The following is a 15,588-nucleotide window of genomic DNA, read 5'->3' as shown; positions in this document are numbered from 1 at the left end:
ACAGATTGAGTGCCCGATATGTCCCGAACCTTTGCCTATGCCCGTGTCAGTACGTCCGACCAGACCACCGCGAACCAGTTACGAGAGATCGAGGCGGCCGGCTTCTCGGTCGACAAGCGCCGCGTTGTGTCGGAAAGCATTTCGGGGAGCGTAAGCGCCGATCAGCGGCCGGGGTTTGCGCAGTTGCTCGTCAAGATGGAAGAAGGCGACGTGTTGATCGTGACGAAGCTCGACCGACTCGGCCGCAATGCGATGGACGTGCGGGCCACGGTCGAGGGATTGGCCGAACGCGGTATCCGGGTTCATTGTCTCGCCCTGGGCGGCGTCGATCTGACTAGCGCGGCCGGCCGGATGACGATGCAGGTGTTGAACGCGGTGGCCGAATTCGAGCGGGATCTGTTGATTGAGCGCACGCACGCTGGTATCGCTCGCGCGAAGGCGGAAGGCAAGGCGATGGGGCGGCCGTCCGCCCTGTCAAAAGAGCAGCGGGCGGACGTGCTGCGCGAGTTGGACGCGGGGGCAAGCGTGGCCGCGCTTGCTCGGCGATTTGGCACGAGCCGCCAGACGATCATGCGGGTACGCGACGCAGTCTAAGCGGCGCGCGCCGTTCAACTCACGCCCTGCTAGAGCCCGGCTCAGCAGACCAAGCAGACAGGTTGTCTGGCTCAGTTCGGCCACTTTCGGCCATTCCTCCTTTGCTATCAGCTGAACATTCGAAAGGCTGAATTGCGCTCCATACCCGACATTTCTGATCCGAACCAATCTGGCCGGTGCGGCGACAACGATTTCTCATCGCCAGCATCAACCTGACTTCACCGTACCGTACTAGCGCCCGGAGCCGTCGGACAGACGAGCTCGGCAGAGTCCCCGGAAAGATCGAATAGAACGCCAACGTTGAGCTATCTCAAGGGCTTGGAAAGACAGCCTCCTAGCATGGACGAGGCGGTGTGCGCGACATCCCGATGATGCGCTGCCGCAGCCGCGCCGCATCAGTTGCGTCGCGTCAGGTTGATGAACGTTTTGGGAGAGCGAATATGTACAGATTTATCCGCACGGCAACGGTCAAGAACGCTGCGGCGCTACCGTCGGCATTGGCTTTCGCATCAGAAGTCACCGCCCACCTCAACAAGAGCTACGCGCTCGACATGAGGTTCGGCGCCGAACAATTCGGTTGCTCCAATATTCACTGGCATTTCGATTCGCAGAGCCTCGACAAGATGCAGCAGGTCAACGAAAAGTTGATGGCAGATCGCGACTACGCCGCGCTACTCGACAAGTACCAGGACATCTGGGCGGAAGGTTCCATGCACGACACGGTCGTTCGGCTGATCTGACGCTAAAGCGGAGGCTGATGCGTATGCATGAATTTGAACCAACCAGCCTCCTCGACTCCCGGCGCGGTTCAGTCTTCTCCCCGGTGTTGAATCCATCGAGATTGATATACGCTGCGCTGCAATTACGAAAACCATCACGCAGGACCGCTTCATCGGCAAACGTGCCCTTCACGATCGAGACGTTCCCCAGAGTGGATAGCTCGATGGCCCGTCGCGATTCAGGATCTCGGCTCAAGGCGCGCACGGCATATTTGCCGTCGGCGACGAGCGCCCGGATGACGGGCAATCCCTGTGCGCCCGTTCCACCGATGACGAATATGGTCGAGGGGACCCGTGAAGACATGTTTGTTTACGCTGGTATGAGTTGGATAGATTTGCCGACCGCTACGCGCCGATGGCACGGATGTCAGCTTCATATGGCATCGGGCACCGGTACGCCGACCACTCGCCCGTGAACTTCTGTCGAGATGCCGAATTGCGGTCTGCGCGATATTTCATCGAAGCATTCATACGACACTGCGGCTCTAACCGGCCGCCTTCGCCGGACCGCGCGCCGCGACTGCGCGTGGTTGCCGGCCACGTTGCAGCAGAAACACACCACCGAGGATTGCGCCCATCGCGAACAGTTCGACTGCGCCGATCGGTTCCTGCGCAAGCCACGAACCCATCAGCAACGCAACGACCGGTGGAATGTACGTCACGCTGGACGCGGCCACTGCTCCGAGCCGTCCGACGATGAAGTAATAAAGGATGTAAGCGATCCCGGTGCCCGTCAGACCGAGTCCCAGCACGAGGCCGAGCAGCGCTCGCGCATCGCTCGTCACACGCACGATGCCGTGAAAATCCGTGACGCAGCCGATCAGGACCAGTGCGAAGCCGATCTGCCACGTCGACAGCGCGAGCGGTGAGAGGTCCAGGCCGGAAAGAAAGCGGCGCGCGTACACGAACGAGCAGCCCACGCTGAGCGAGCCAGCGATCATATAGCCGACTCCGAGCAGGTTGACGCCAGCCGCGTGCGCATTCCACGGACGCGCGATCAGCAGTACGCCGACGAATCCGCAGACGATGCCCGCGATCATTCGCGCGTTCGGGCGCTCCTCGCGCAGCAGTGCCCATGCGCACAGGAAGGAAAAAAGCGGGATGGCGCCGCTTAGCATCCCGGCGATGCTCGAGAACAGCAGCCCGGCCCCTTTCGCGAACGCATAGTAGTAAATCACGGTCGCAAGCAGCGACATCACCACGAAGTGGTGAGCGTGCCGAAGATGGCGCCATTTGAGCGCCTTAGTGAATAGCGCGACCGTGAGCAGCGGGATGAAGCCGAAAAGCACGCGCAGGAAGACGATCTGACTGGCAGCCAGATCGACGCTCGCCCACTTCATGAACAGGAAATTGGTGCCCCAGATGAACCCGAGGGCGGCGAAGGCGAAATAGGCGGGATTCATGTCAGCGCACCAGGAAAGCGGATGAAGTCCCGATTGTGTTCCGCACCACCTTGCTCTACAAATGATTTAATGTCGACTATGAAATAGAAAAACTGAGCTATGCGATCGACTCCTCCGCTGAAAGCCCTGCCTGCCTTCGAAGCTGCCATGCGGCACGGCAGTTTTACTCTTGCATCCCGGGAACTGAACGTGACGCCCGGTGCGATAGGGCAGCAGATTCAGAAGCTTGAGGAATGGCTCGGCGTTGCCCTGTTCGTGCGCCAGATACGGCAGGTAACGCCCACAGAGGATGGTCGCGCCTACTTCGCGCAGATTCAACCCGCCCTGGCAGAGCTTATTCACGCGAGCCATCGCATTCGTGAGCGTCGCGGTAGCGGCGTGCGGTTGTCGATGCCGCCGAGCTTCGCTGCCAAGTGGTTCGCCCCACGCATGGCCGACTTCCTGCAGGCAAACCCCGGGATTGCGCTGAGCCTGAGCACATCGACAACGATGGTCGACTTCGAACTGGATGGCGTCGATCTCGCGGTTAGGCATTTCGACGGGATGGATGCACGACTATCCGTTCAACTGCTGTGCCATGACGAGGCACGCGCGTATTGCCATCCGGCATACGCGAAGCAGCGCCGATTGAAGCGCCCCGACGATTTGCGCACGGCGACACTGCTCCATAACACGCTACACCCGCACTGGGCCACGTGGCTTGCTCGATTCAGCGGTCTCGACGGTTCGCAGATCGAAACCATTACCGGTATCCGGTTCGACCAGTCGTTGATAGCGATCGACGCCGCAGTGCGCGCGCAAGGCGTTGTGCTTACCAGCCCCCTGCTGGTAGAAGCGGAACTGGCTCGTGGAGAACTGATTGAGCCATTCGATAATGCGCTTGCGTTGGACGCCGGATACTACCTCGTCCATCCCGCCAGTGCCGCAACCAAACAGGCGGTTCAATTGCTCAAGGCGTGGTTTACCGACAGCATCGCCAGGGGATGTGCGCAGCGTGGAGGCTATTTCTAGCCGTCGAATTATTGTCTCAATGACTGCTGTCGGCTCTAATGCCGACGCCGGATAATGCGATTCCGACCGGCAACAATGGGTCGATCACGGGCCTTGATGAGGTGACGTCCACGCAATCTCAGACCTGATCTGCCTCCGACTGAGAGATCAGGTCTGGACTTGCACATCTCAGCCCCCGAATCACCAATCTTGTCGCGATTATGCCGCGCTTGCTCGTGCCAATCACTGACGTGATGCGACGGTTGCAAAGTAACTTTCTAGCGTGACGGCGGCTCGGGGGTGTGGGCGCGCGGGGCGTTCTTTGCGCGCAGCGTTCCAGAAGGCGGGGCAACTCTCAACGTCGTCGTACGGGCCCCATGGCTAAGCAGCCTGTCTCCAACTTTATCTCCAAGAAAATGTGTACTTTGGAGATAGACTTGGAGATAACCACAGCCTTACCAGACAAGGCTTACAGCCCGATACAACCGTCTATCTCCAAATCTCCAAATATTTTTGCTTCCGGCGGCACAGCAACGTTCCGCACGGCACGGGCCTTCGACTGATCGAGCCTACGCCGATACGCCCGTCGGTATCTTCTGAACGACCTCGCCCGAACGGCACACGCAGCAGAGCGATATGAATTCTGCGGCTGCCAAAAGCGCGGGGGGCAACTCTGGGGGCAACTCAGCAACACCCAACAAGCGATGCCCTTACACTACGGGCATCACAGAGAATTATTTCATTCCGGCCCTGGCACCAGTATTTCGCAGCGTCATGCGCTGCCCCTGTCGAAACCCGCGCAAGCTCGCCGCTTCGCGGGTTTTTTGTTTTTGCCGCCCGCCATGCGAATGCGCAACGCTGCGCGCCGGTCCAACGAGCATGAAACGCGAGCGCGGAGGCCGGCCATGTTCATGCGTGCGATGTCGCACCCGATTTGCGCTGGCGCGCTCGCCGCGTTGCTGTCGGTCATGCTCGGCGGATGCGACCTGCTGCGCGCGCCGCCCGTGCCCGAGTGGCCGGGGCCGCACGCACCCTACCCGTTCCCGGACAGCATTCCGCACCGCACCGAGTGAATCGATGGCGTTCTGCCGCCCGACGCGTTCAGGTCATCAACTCGCGGACGAAATCGAGAAATACCCGCACTTTCGCGGCAACGAGGTTCGACGCATGGTGATACGCATAGAGCGGGAACGTCTCGTCCGCCCATTCCGGCAGCACCTGGATCAACCGCCCTTCGGCCAGGACGTCGCGGGCATAGAGTTCCAGCAATTGCGCAATGCCGACGCCGCCAAGGCACGCGCCGAGCAGCCCGCCAGTGTCGTTCACCGTCAGCCGGCCGGCGGCGTCGACCGGCACGACTTCCTTGCCGCGGTGAAATTCCCATTCGTACGGTCGCCCCGTCACCGGATCGCGAATCAGCACGCATTGGTGACCGTCCGCAAGATCGCGAGGGTGCCGCGGTTCGCCATGACGTGCGAGGTAGGCGGCCGACGCGCAGGTCAGCACGCGCGTCTCGAGCAGCAGTCGCGCCCGATATGACGACGGCTCCGGGATGCCGAAGCGCACTGCCACATCGAAGCCGTCGGCGACGAGGTCGCCCATTCGGTCCCGCACGCTGATCTCGACCGCGAGGTCGGGAAAGCGGTCGAGGAATTCCGCCATCCGCGGCGCGAGCACATAGTGGCCGAACGTGCCGTCCACGTTGACCCGCAGCCGCCCCCTCACGCGCGCCTTCGACTGGCCGGCGTCGAGCGCCGCCTCCTCGATGCCGGCCATCAGCGGCGCGACTGCCTCGTAAAAGCGTCGCCCTTCGTCGGTCAACGTGATCGCACGCGCCGTGCGGTTGAAAATCCGGATGCCGACGCGTTCTTCCAGCCGGGCGACCGCACGACTCACCGCCGGTTGAGTCAGCCCCATCGCATCGCCCGCCCGCGCGAAAGTGCCAGCCTCGATCACCGCAGAGAGCACGCCGATACCGCTGAGCAGCCTGCTGTCGAATCCCATAAGACATACTTTTAGTCATTCATTAGCTGATCATTATTCATTATTTTTATTTATCGAGGAAGCCTACAGTAGTCCTGTCGCCGGATCGAACGGCATTCAACCCTCATCAGGAGCAGGAAATGAGCACATCGGAACAGGTCGCCCTCGTCACGGGTTCGTCGCGTGGCATTGGTGCGGAAATCGCCCGCCAGCTCGCCCGTGACGGTTTCCGGATCGTCGTCAACTATGCCGGCAGCGCCGGGCCGGCCAGCGAAGTGGTCGATGCGATCGTCGCCGACGGCGGTCATGCCGTCGCGGTGCAGGCGAACGTCGCCGACCCGGCGGCCGTGGCCGCGCTGTTCGACGCCGCCCACGAGGCATTCGGCGGCCTCGATGTGGTGGTCAATTCCGCGGGCGTGATGAAGCTGGCGGCGATCGCCGACTGCGACGATGCGCTCTTCGACGAAACGATCGCCATCAACGTGAAAGGCGCGTTCAACGTATGCCGCGAAGCGGCAAGGCGCGTGCGCGACGGTGGACGCATCATCAACTTGTCGACCAGCGTGATCGGCATGCGCATGCCGACTTACGGTGTGTACGTCGCGAGCAAGGCGGCGGTCGAAAGCCTCACGCAGGTGCTCGCGCAGGAAATGCGCGGACGCGGCATCCGCGTGAATGCCGTCGCGCCGGGGCCTGTCGCGACCGAGCTGTTCCTGCAGGGCAAGAGCCCCGAACTGGTCGATCGGCTCGCGAAGCTCAACCCGCTCGAGCGACTCGGCCAGCCCGACGACATCGCGCGCGTCGTCGCGTTCCTTGCCGGCCCGGACGGCGCATGGATCAACGGTCAGATCCTGCGCGCCAACGGCGGCATGTGCTGACGGACCGCTCGCAACCGCCGCACTTTTCCGCCAGGAGATCACTCATGAAGCAAGTCGTCCTCGTCACCGGCGCGTCCAGCGGCTTCGGCCTGCTGACGGCCCAGGCGCTCGCCCGCGCCGGTCACACGGTCTACGCGTCGATGCGCGAGAGTGCCGGGCGCAATGCGCCGCGCGTCGCCGCCGCCGCTGCCTATGCACGGGAACACGGCGTCGACCTGCGCAGCGTCGAACTCGACGTCGGCGACGATGCATCGGTCGGCGCAGCAATCGACCGCGTGATCGCCGACAACGACCGTCTGGACGTCGTCGTTCACAACGCCGGGCACATGGTGTTCGGGCCGGCCGAAGCATTCACGCCCGAGCAGCTCACGCAGCTCTACGACGTCAACGTCGTGTCGACCCAGCGCGTCAACCGCGCAGCGCTGCCGCACCTGCGCCGCCAGGGGGGCGGTCTGCTCGTGTGGGTTTCGTCGTCGTCGGCGCGCGGCGGCACCCCGCCGTTCCTTGCGCCCTACTTCGCCGCGAAAGCCGCGATGGACTCGCTCGCGGTGTCCTACGCTGCCGAACTCGCCCGCTGGGGCATCGAAACGTCGATCGTCGTGCCCGGCGCTTTCACCCGCGGCACGAATCACTTCCTCCATGCGGGCAAGCCGGTCGATACAGCCGTGCAAGCTGCCTACGACAGCGGGCCGTACGCGGGCGTCGCCGATCAGGCGCTGAGCGGCCTCGCCGCGCTTGAACCGGCGGACGCCGACGCCGGCGCCGTCGCGACGGCAATTGCCGAGCTCGTCGCGGCACCGGCCGGCAAGCGCCCCTACCGTGTATTCGTCGATCCGTCGCAGGACGGCGCGGAGGAGGTGTTTCGCATCGGCGATCGCATCCGCCGCGAAATGTTCAGGAACATCGGGCTCGCCGATTTGCTGGCTCCCCGCGTCGGCGGTTGAGCAAGGTTGAGCGCCGCTGCGCGCTGCGCCGGCCGGCGCGTCAACCGCGCTCGCAGAACCGTAGAATCGCGTCCGCGACCACCGCCGGCGCCTCGCGCTGCGGAAAGTGCCCGACGCCATCGAGCACGGTGCGTTCATAGCGGCCGTTGAAGAACCGCTCGCGCCCGGCCGAAGTCTCCGGGCCGTTGCAGGTATCCGCGCCGCCGTGCAGCACCAGCGTCGGCACCGGCAGCACGGGCGCGGGCGTCAGTTGCGCTTCGTCTTCCGCATAGGCAGTCCCGCCGTCGACGAATCCCCAGCGATAACGGTACGAATGCAGCACCACGTCGATCCAGTCCGGCCCGTCGAAGGCAGTCGCCGCCGCATCGAAGTCGCGCGCGTCGTACCAGCCGGCCGGCGACCACGTGTCCCACATCATGCGCGCGAACGCACGGCGATCGTCGCGCAGCGCCTGCTCGCCGCGCGGCGTCGCCATGTACCAGTGGTACCAGTAATTGCGCGCCTGCGGCAGCGACAGCGGCTGGGCCGGGTCGTTCGTGCCGTACCCCACCGACAGCATCACCAGATGCGAGGCCACGCCGTCGCGCAACCCGCACGCATTCGCCACCGCGCGTGCGCCCCAGTCGTGTCCGACCAGGACCGGCCGTTCGATGCCGAGCGCATCGACGAATTCGAGCAGGTCGCGACCAAGCGCCGCGAGCCGGCCGCTGCGCGGCGTCGCTGGATCGCGAAAACGGGTCGGCGCGAAGCCGCGCAGCGCGGGTGCGAGCACGCGGTAGCCGTGCGCGGCCAGCGTTTCGGCCACGGCTTCCCAGCCGACCGGGCTGTCCGGCCAGCCATGCAGCAGCACGGCCACGCGTTCGCCGCGCGGGTTCCATTCGAGATAGGCGAGTTCGAGCGACGCAGTCGTCGCATATCGATAAGCGGTCATGTGCACTCCGGTGAGTCAGCTTGAATGTCCAATGGTAGACCCGCCTTTCATCACGATTCGCGGCGTATCATCATTCATTCTTCGAATATCACGCTGAATCACCCATGGAATCGCTGACCGACCCCGCGTCAACCACGCTCGACATCGCGCTGTTGCGTACTTTCCTCGAAGTCGTCGACCGCCACGGCTTCGCGCCGGCCGCCGAACGCCTCGCGCTGACGCCGTCCGCGGTCAGCGGCCATATCAAGCGGCTCGAACAGGCAGCCGGCACGGTGCTGCTCGCGCGCACCACGCGTCGCGTCGCGCTCACGCCGGCCGGCGACACGCTGTATGCATACGCACGCAACATCGTCGACATGGAGCGCGAAGTGCGCGCGCGGCTGCGCGGCGCGCCGGCGCACGGCCCGCTGCGCGTCGGGGCGTCGGAGGACTTCGCGGGAACGTGGCTGCCGCAGGTGTTGCGCACGTTCCGCGACAGCCATCCGCGCACGTCGATCGAACTGAAGGTCGGCATCACCGCGGCGCTGCTGCGCGAGCAGACGCTGGGCCGGCTCGACGTCGTGTTCGGCAAGCAATGCCGGCAGGTCGACGCGCCGGGCGAATTGCTGTGGGAAGAGCCACTGGTATGGGCGTTCGCGTCGGATACGGCGCTCGACGCCGAAAGCGACGTGCCGCTCGCGCTGTTTCCTGAGCCGTGCGTGTACCGGGAAACCGCGGTGGCCGCGCTCGCGGCCGCGCTGCGGCGCTTTCGCGTACTGTTCGAAAGTGCGAGCATGGCCGGCTGCGTGTCGGCCGCACTCGCCGGCTTCGCGGTCACGGCGCTCGCGCGCAGCCAGTTGCGCGACGGCCTGCGCGAATGCGGGGTGCACGACGGCCTGCCGGCGTTGCCGGCCGCACGCTTCTACGCCTTCGCGTCGAAACCCGACGGCGCCGGCGCCGCTCTGATTGACGCCGTGCGGGCGACCGGGCGCACGCGGCAGTTCGCCGCCTGAGCGCGCGCGGCGCGAGGGCCGCACGTGCCGCACGTGCCGTATCGCCCCGACACCGATCGCGATCGAAGTCACCGGCCGGCAAACGGCCTACGGGCGCGGGCACGACGCCGCCTTCAGTCGCCGCGGCCGGCCGCACCCGCGTCGTTCAATGCATCCGCCATCAGCTCGCCGAACCACTCGACGAACGCATTGAGCCGCCTCGAACGATGCCGGCGATGCGGATACACGGCCGACACGTCCATCGGCGCGGCCCGATGGCCGGGCATCACCTCGACCAGCGCCCCGCTGTCGAGCAGATGCGCGACGTCGAAGCGCGGAATCTGGATCAGCCCCATTCCGGCGATGCAGCTCGCGATATAGGTTTCGGCGTTGTTGACGATCACGCGGCTCGGCAGCGCCAGTGTGTGGTGCTCGCCGTCCGCGCAGTATTCCCAGCCGAGCTCGCGGCCGGTCGTCGACGACGCATAGCCGATCGCCCAGTGCCCGTGCGCGAGCGCATCCGGATGCTCGGGCACACCGCATTCGCGCAGGTAGTCGGGGCTCGCGCAGTTGATCAGCGCGAACTGCCCGAGCGGCCGCACGACGAGGCTGCTGTCCGCGAGCCGCCCGACCCGGATCGCGCAGTCGACGCCCTCCTGCACGAGATCGATCGAGCGGTCCGTCGAGCCGAGCGACAGTTGCAACTTCGGGTAGCGGCGAAACAGCGACGGCAGCGCGGGCGCGATCACGCGGCGCGCGATCCGGCTCGGCGCATCGACGTTCAGCCGTCCGATCACGTCGCGATCGCGGCGCCGGAACAGGCGGTCGAGCTCGTCGGCTTCCGCGAGCAGACGCCGGCCGCGCTCGAGCAGCAGCGCGCCGTCGGCCGTCAGCTGCACCTGCCGCGTCGTACGGTGCAACAGGCGCGTGCCGAGCGCGGTCTCGAGTTGCTGGACGGCGGCCGACACCGTCGCGCGCGGCACGTCGAGCGCATGCGCGGCCTTGATGAAGCTGCCCATCTCGGCAACCTGAAGGAAGATCCTGACCTGGTCCAGCTTGTCCATCGGCGGGCGGAAAACGTGGGTTCGGACGACCGTCACCGGCAAGCGCCGCGCGTCGCGGCCGTCCCGGCGGCACAGAAGAAATGGGCGCGCGGCCTTGTGCCCGCGCGCCCGCCCATTGTCCATGCAAACGGTCCATTGCAGGTCGCCGCGCGCACGCGACGACCGCCGGCACGGCCCGTTACTTGGTCGTGTAGCCGCCGTTGATCAGGATCGTCTGGCCGGTGATCCACCAGCCGTCGGTCACGAGATGGCGGATGAACGGCACGACGTCCTCGATGTCGGTGAGGCCCGTCTTGCTGAACGGCGACAGCGCGGCCGCCGTCTTGTGATACGCGACCGCGTCGGCGCCTTCGGCCGGGTAGAAGAACGGCGTGTCCATCGGGCCCGGCCCGACCGCCGTCACCGAGATGCCACGCGCGCCATACTCCTTCGACGCCGCGCGCGTGAAGTGCTCGACGGGCGCCTTCGATCCTTCGTAAGCCGCATAGAACGGCGTGAACGCGCCGAGCAGCGACGTCACGAGCGTGACGAGCTTGCCGTGATCCTCGAGGTGCCGCCCCGCTTCCTTGATGAAGAAGAATGCGGACTTGCTGTTCACCGCGAACATCTCGTCGTATTCGGCCTCGGAGATTTCGGTGAACGGCTTTTTCAGCACCTTGCCGACTGTGTTGATCGCGATGTCGATCTTTCCGAAGCGCTGCTTCGCGTCGCCGAACAGCTTCTCGACCGCGGCGGCCGTCGTCAGGTCGGCCTGGAACGTCGCGGCTTGCGCGCCGGCCGCGCGCACGGCGGCGGCCGTCTCTTCGGCCTGTGCCTGCGATGCCGCACTGTTGTAATGAATCGCCACCGCCTTCGCGCCGTGGCCGGCCAGATCCCGGGCGATCAGGCCGCCGAGATTCTTGGCGCCGCCTGCGATCAGGACGACCTTGTCTGCGAGCGTGTGAGTAGCCACGGTTGACTCCTTTTTGCGTTGGGTGAAGCTAGGAGTGTAGGCACGCGCGACGCGCCGGTCAGCCGGGCATGGCTGGATGGATTATCCAGAAAAACGGTCCAATCGGGCCTCCGGAATGGTGGGCTACCCCACCGACGCGGGCGGCGAAATCTGCTTGGCCCTGGCGCGACACGTCGCACCGCCACCGCGCCCGCGTGAGTCAGCGTGCGTAAAGCGCCGCGTCGATCTTGCCGAGCAGCCACTGCATCCCGGCCAGATGCTGCTGGTCGTGGCTGCACAGATAATGAACGAGGCCGCGCACGGTCAGCGCGCCATAGCCGTCGAATTCACCGGTGCGTGCAAGCTGCCCGGGCGTCAGGCGCGACACGACGTCGAGCGTCTCGCGCCGCGCGTCGCGAATCGCCGCGAGCACGTCGGACGCGTTCGCGGCGTCGTAGCGGCGCTCGATCGCAAGCGCGTCGCCGTCGACCGACACGAGCAGCGGATGATCCTCATCGAGCATCCGCCTCAATCGCACGTGGTAGCCGTCGACCTCGATGTCGCGCACGTGGCAGAGTTGCCCGAGCGGCGAGAAGTGCTCGCTCGGGATGCCGTTCCAGTCGTCGGGGGTCCAGCGTGCATAGCCGTCCGGCACGGCGGCGAAATGGGCTTCGAGCTGGCGGGGAAAATCGGCGAGTGCGTCGAGCGTCGTCGGATTCATGCGGCAAACTCCGTGTCGGATGAGAACGGTGGCAACCCTCGCACGGACCGGCCGCCGCCGTGGCACTATTTCGCGCTGACACCGTCTTTCCGTGAAGAAGGAACGTGCCCCGCGTCGCGCCCAGCGCTCCGCAGCTTACCAGCGCGGGCGAGTTCGTGCCGGTGCCGGCGCGCCGCTTGATAGAATGCGCGCGCTATGGATCTCGAAAGCATTCTCTACACGCAGGGCTTCGGCTCGCGCCGCCAGTGCCGCGGCCTGATCGAAACGGGCCGCGTCACCGTCGCGGGCGCGAGCGCGACCGACCCGGACGCGTCGTTCGACACCGACGGCCTCGTGTTCACGGTCGATGACACCGCCTGGCCGTTCCACGCCCGCGCGTATCTCGCGCTCAACAAGCCGGCCGGCTACGAATGTTCGCGCGACCCGCAACACCACGCGAGCGTGTTCAGCCTGCTGCCCGCGCCGCTCGTCGCACGCGGCGTGCAGTGCGTCGGCCGCCTCGACCAGGACACGACGGGCCTGCTGCTGCTGTCCGACGACGGCCAGTTCGTGCACGCGTACACGTCGCCCAAGCGCAAGGTGCCGAAGACCTACGTCGCGACCGTGCGCCACCCGCTCGACGACGCCCAGCTCGACGCGCTGCGCGCCGGCGTGCAGCTCCACGGCGAGCCGAAGCCGATCGCAGCGGTCGCCGCCCACGCGCGCGACACGCACGCGCTCGCGCTGACCGTCCTCGAAGGTAAATATCATCAGGTGAAACGCATGGTCGCCGCGGCCAGCAACCGCGTCGAGGCGCTGCACCGCGAAAGCATCGGCGGTTTCACGCTGCCGGGCGACCTGGCGCCGGGCGCATGGCGCTGGCTCGGGGAAGACGACCTTTCAGCCCTGCGCCATTCCGTCAAAACCCTGTAAGGGAAAATCCGCACGATCGTTCGGTGTCCGGCCGCGTCGCGGCCGCACGATCCCCCGCTATACTGAAATCACAAGCTGTACGAGCAGCGATGCAGGGGAGACATCATGAACATCAACCATTCTTTCGAACTGTCGTACGTGACGATCGCCTTCGCGGTCGTGGGCGCCATCGTGATCGGCGGGCTGCTGGCCACGATGCACATGAAGCACAAATATCATCCGAACCTGATCGGCGCGCTGATCGGCGCGCTGCTGTGCTTCCTGCTGATCGAGGCGTTACCGGCGCTCACCTGACGGGCCGTGCGGCGCGAGCGTTTGAAGGAATTCGTCTACGGTCGGATAGCGCAACGTCACGCACAATTCGGCCTTGAGCCGCGCATTGGACAGGCGCCGCGACTCGCGCATGAACGACAGGAGCGTCGGCTCGAGCCGATGCTCGGCGTCCGCGCGGCTGATCCGCGGCGGCAGCGGCAGGCCGAACGCCTGCGCGACCCGGTCGAAATACTCTCCCATCCGCAGTTCGCTGTCGTCCGACGCGTGCACGGCGCGCGCCGGCTTGCCGCGCACGGCCGCGCGCCGCAGGATCGCCGCGAGATCGTCCGCGTGGATATGGTTCGTGTAGACGTCGTCGGCCGCGTCGAGCGCCGGCGTGCCGCGCTCGAGCCGCGCGAGCGGCAGCCGGTTCGCCGCGTAGATGCCGGGAATGCGCACGATGCGCGCGGACAGCACGCCGCGCGCCGTCGCCGCGCGCAACTGACGCTCGGCCGACACGCGCCGGAACGCGCGCGGATTCGCGGGGCGCAGCGGCTGCGTCTCGTCGATTCGCGCCCCGCCGCAATCGCCGTATACGCCCGTCGTGCTGGCGTAGACGAGCGTCGGCGCGCGAAGGGCGTCGGGTACAATACGCGCTGCCCGCGCGGGCACGCCGGCCTGCCGGGTCGTGGCACGCAGCGTGCGAAGCCGGCCGACCGACGACACCGGCGGCGCGGATGACCGCCGTGCAGGCACGGACAATGCGGCGATCAGCGCACGGGTGCGGCGATCGTCGCGGCCGTCGGATTGCGGCGGCGCGAGATGCAGGATCGTGCGGGCGAGCCCCGCGATACGTCCGAGCGTCGCGCGGCGATCGAGGTCGCCGACGATCGGCGTCGCGCCTGCCGCGCGCAATTCGTCGCAGCGGCCCGGATGGCTCGTCAGCGCGATGATGCGCAGGTTGCGGCGCGCGGCGCGCCATTGCGCGACGCAGCGCAGGCCGACGTCGCCGCAGCCGACGATCAGTGCGCGCGGCCGGCGCAGGATTCGAGTCGCGATCATGATGGTTGCGAAATCAGTAGCCACCGTTGCGCGGCGCGCAACGGGTTTGCATTGTAGCTGCCGTGCCGACATGCACGGTCCCCACATTTTGTTCTATTTGGTTCTATGGCATTCAACGTTACTCTCAAGCAAAGCGGCCGGCAGTTCCAGGTCGAATCGGACGAAACCGTGCTGGCGGCGGCGCTGCGCCAGAACGTCCATCTGCCGTACGGGTGCAAGAACGGCGCGTGCGGCTCCTGCAAGGGCCAGATCGTGTCGGGCCAGATCGAACAGGGCCCGCACGCCGCGTCGGCACTGTCCAACGATGAACGCACGCGCGGCCTCGCGCTGCTCTGCTGTTCGAAGGCGCAATGCGACCTCGAGATCGACGTGCGTGAAATTGCCGGCGTCGACGGTGTGCAGGTGAAGAAGCTGCCGTGCCGGATCGCCGCGCTGGAGCGCCGCGCCGACGACGTGATGGTCGTGAAGCTGCAGTTGCCCGCCAACGAGCGCCTGCAATACCTCGCGGGCCAATACGTCGAATTCATCCTGAAGGACGGCTCGCGCCGCAGCTACTCGATGGCGAACGCGCCGCACGAGGAAGGCCCGATCGAGCTGCACATCCGCCACATGCCGGGCGGCAAGTTCACCGACCACGTGTTCGGCGCGATGAAGGAGCGCGACATCCTGCGCTTCGAAGGCCCGCTCGGCACGTTCTTCCTGCGCGAGGATTCCGACAAGCCGATCGTGCTGCTCGCGTCGGGCACCGGCTTCGCGCCGATCAAGGCGATCATCGAGCATGTCAGGCATTCCGGCATCACGCGCCCGATGACGCTCTATTGGGGCGCACGCCGCAAGAAGGACATCTACCTCGGCGAGCTCGCCGAGCAATGGGCGCGCGAGATCCCGAACTTCAAGTATGTGCCGGTGCTGTCCGAGCCGGACGACGCCGATCAGTGGACGGGCCGCACAGGCTTCGTCCACCGCGCGGTGATCGAGGATCTGCCCGATCTGTCGGGCCACCAGGTGTACGCGTGCGGCGCGCCGGTGATGGTCGAATCCGCGCAGCGCGACTTCACGCAGCACCACGCGCTGCCGGCCGACGAGTTCTACGCGGACTCGTTCACGAGCGCCGCCGATCTCGCGCACCCGGTCTGAGCACCGGGCGCGCCCGCGTCCCGCTGCGCGCCGCCG

Annotated in this window: 18 protein-coding genes; 10 read left to right on the top strand and 8 right to left on the bottom strand. The window is 66.0% G+C overall.

Annotation, left to right across the window (positions count from 1 at the left end; genetic code table 11):
* Window positions 1–18: 18 nt before the first annotated feature.
* Together ACV22W_RS26430 and ACV22W_RS26425 are read left to right on the top strand one after the other, a co-directional pair.
* Window positions 19–594: a recombinase family protein gene (locus tag ACV22W_RS26430; protein ID WP_059454989.1), complete on the top strand. Its 576-nt coding sequence runs from the start codon at window positions 19–21 to the stop codon at window positions 592–594.
* Between the two features lie 353 nt (window positions 595–947).
* On the top strand, window positions 948–1,334 hold the full coding sequence (locus ACV22W_RS26425; protein WP_230944431.1) for a hypothetical protein: 387 nt from the start codon (window positions 948–950) through the stop codon (window positions 1,332–1,334).
* On the opposite strand, the gene ACV22W_RS26420 is transcribed toward ACV22W_RS26425, so the two are convergent.
* The gene (locus ACV22W_RS26420; RefSeq protein WP_230944432.1) at window positions 1,228–1,677 is read right to left on the bottom strand and encodes an NmrA family NAD(P)-binding protein; all 450 of its coding nucleotides are present in this window, start codon (window positions 1,675–1,677) and stop codon (window positions 1,228–1,230) included. The genes ACV22W_RS26425 and ACV22W_RS26420 overlap by 107 nt on opposite strands.
* 181 nt (window positions 1,678–1,858) lie before the next feature.
* Window positions 1,859–2,776 (bottom strand): DMT family transporter, encoded by a 918-nt coding sequence (locus ACV22W_RS26415; RefSeq protein WP_021162302.1) that lies wholly within the window; start codon window positions 2,774–2,776, stop codon window positions 1,859–1,861.
* Between the two features lie 99 nt (window positions 2,777–2,875).
* On the opposite strand from ACV22W_RS26415, the gene ACV22W_RS26410 reads away from it, so the two are divergent.
* The gene (locus ACV22W_RS26410) at window positions 2,876–3,787 is read left to right on the top strand and encodes a LysR substrate-binding domain-containing protein (RefSeq protein ID WP_042976918.1); all 912 of its coding nucleotides are present in this window, start codon (window positions 2,876–2,878) and stop codon (window positions 3,785–3,787) included.
* A gap of 884 nt (window positions 3,788–4,671) precedes the next feature.
* Complete coding sequence (locus ACV22W_RS26405; protein ID WP_448022486.1) at window positions 4,672–4,839, top strand: hypothetical protein; 168 nt, start codon at window positions 4,672–4,674, stop codon at window positions 4,837–4,839.
* 28 nt (window positions 4,840–4,867) lie between these two features.
* On the opposite strand, the gene ACV22W_RS26400 is transcribed toward ACV22W_RS26405, so the two are convergent.
* Window positions 4,868–5,770, bottom strand: a complete 903-nt coding sequence (locus tag ACV22W_RS26400) for a LysR family transcriptional regulator (protein ID WP_448022485.1) — start codon at window positions 5,768–5,770, stop codon at window positions 4,868–4,870.
* Window positions 5,771–5,889: 119 nt separating this feature from the next.
* On the opposite strand from ACV22W_RS26400, the gene ACV22W_RS26395 reads away from it, so the two are divergent.
* Together ACV22W_RS26395 and ACV22W_RS26390 are read left to right on the top strand one after the other, a co-directional pair.
* Window positions 5,890–6,627 carry an SDR family oxidoreductase gene (locus tag ACV22W_RS26395; RefSeq protein WP_448022484.1) on the top strand — a complete coding sequence of 246 codons (738 nt, stop codon included), beginning with the start codon at window positions 5,890–5,892 and terminating at the stop codon, window positions 6,625–6,627.
* A gap of 44 nt (window positions 6,628–6,671) precedes the next feature.
* Complete coding sequence (locus ACV22W_RS26390; protein ID WP_448022483.1) at window positions 6,672–7,571, top strand: SDR family oxidoreductase; 900 nt, start codon at window positions 6,672–6,674, stop codon at window positions 7,569–7,571.
* 40 nt (window positions 7,572–7,611) lie between these two features.
* Here ACV22W_RS26390 and ACV22W_RS26385 read toward each other — a convergent pair whose 3' ends face one another.
* Entirely contained in the window at window positions 7,612–8,502 is an 891-nt protein-coding gene (locus ACV22W_RS26385; protein ID WP_448022482.1) for an alpha/beta fold hydrolase, read from the bottom strand.
* A 104-nt stretch (window positions 8,503–8,606) separates the two neighbouring features.
* On the opposite strand from ACV22W_RS26385, the gene ACV22W_RS26380 reads away from it, so the two are divergent.
* Window positions 8,607–9,494 carry a LysR family transcriptional regulator gene (locus ACV22W_RS26380; protein WP_448022481.1) on the top strand — a complete coding sequence of 296 codons (888 nt, stop codon included), beginning with the start codon at window positions 8,607–8,609 and terminating at the stop codon, window positions 9,492–9,494.
* Window positions 9,495–9,607: 113 nt separating this feature from the next.
* On the opposite strand, the gene ACV22W_RS26375 is transcribed toward ACV22W_RS26380, so the two are convergent.
* The 3 genes from ACV22W_RS26375 to ACV22W_RS26365 all read right to left on the bottom strand — a co-directional run bounded on the left by ACV22W_RS26375 (window position 9,608) and on the right by ACV22W_RS26365 (window position 12,189).
* Entirely contained in the window at window positions 9,608–10,537 is a 930-nt protein-coding gene (locus tag ACV22W_RS26375) for a LysR family transcriptional regulator (protein WP_448022480.1), read from the bottom strand.
* 178 nt (window positions 10,538–10,715) lie between these two features.
* The gene (locus ACV22W_RS26370) at window positions 10,716–11,489 is read right to left on the bottom strand and encodes an SDR family oxidoreductase (RefSeq protein ID WP_059450952.1); all 774 of its coding nucleotides are present in this window, start codon (window positions 11,487–11,489) and stop codon (window positions 10,716–10,718) included.
* A gap of 199 nt (window positions 11,490–11,688) precedes the next feature.
* Window positions 11,689–12,189: a DinB family protein gene (locus ACV22W_RS26365; RefSeq protein WP_448022479.1), complete on the bottom strand. Its 501-nt coding sequence runs from the start codon at window positions 12,187–12,189 to the stop codon at window positions 11,689–11,691.
* A 195-nt stretch (window positions 12,190–12,384) separates the two neighbouring features.
* On the opposite strand from ACV22W_RS26365, the gene ACV22W_RS26360 reads away from it, so the two are divergent.
* Window positions 12,385–13,101, top strand: a complete 717-nt coding sequence (locus tag ACV22W_RS26360) for a pseudouridine synthase (RefSeq protein ID WP_448022478.1) — start codon at window positions 12,385–12,387, stop codon at window positions 13,099–13,101.
* A gap of 105 nt (window positions 13,102–13,206) precedes the next feature.
* A complete protein-coding gene (locus ACV22W_RS26355) occupies window positions 13,207–13,395 on the top strand; it encodes a hypothetical protein (RefSeq protein ID WP_059527680.1) in 189 nt (62 codons plus the stop codon).
* Here the strand turns inward: ACV22W_RS26355 and ACV22W_RS26350 are convergent.
* Window positions 13,378–14,415, bottom strand: coding sequence for an NAD-dependent epimerase/dehydratase family protein (locus ACV22W_RS26350; protein WP_448022477.1), 1,038 nt, complete (start codon window positions 14,413–14,415; stop codon window positions 13,378–13,380). The genes ACV22W_RS26355 and ACV22W_RS26350 overlap by 18 nt on opposite strands.
* Window positions 14,416–14,520: 105 nt before the next feature.
* Here ACV22W_RS26350 and ACV22W_RS26345 point away from each other — a divergent pair, with 105 nt between their 5' ends.
* Window positions 14,521–15,552 carry a CDP-6-deoxy-delta-3,4-glucoseen reductase gene (locus ACV22W_RS26345; RefSeq protein ID WP_059527685.1) on the top strand — a complete coding sequence of 344 codons (1,032 nt, stop codon included), beginning with the start codon at window positions 14,521–14,523 and terminating at the stop codon, window positions 15,550–15,552.
* Window positions 15,553–15,588: the final 36 nt, after the last annotated feature.

The organism is Burkholderia sp. AW49-1, assembly GCF_053427845.1.
The sequence above is the reverse complement of the archived record's forward strand: the minus strand, read 5'-3'. Positions and strand labels throughout refer to the sequence as shown.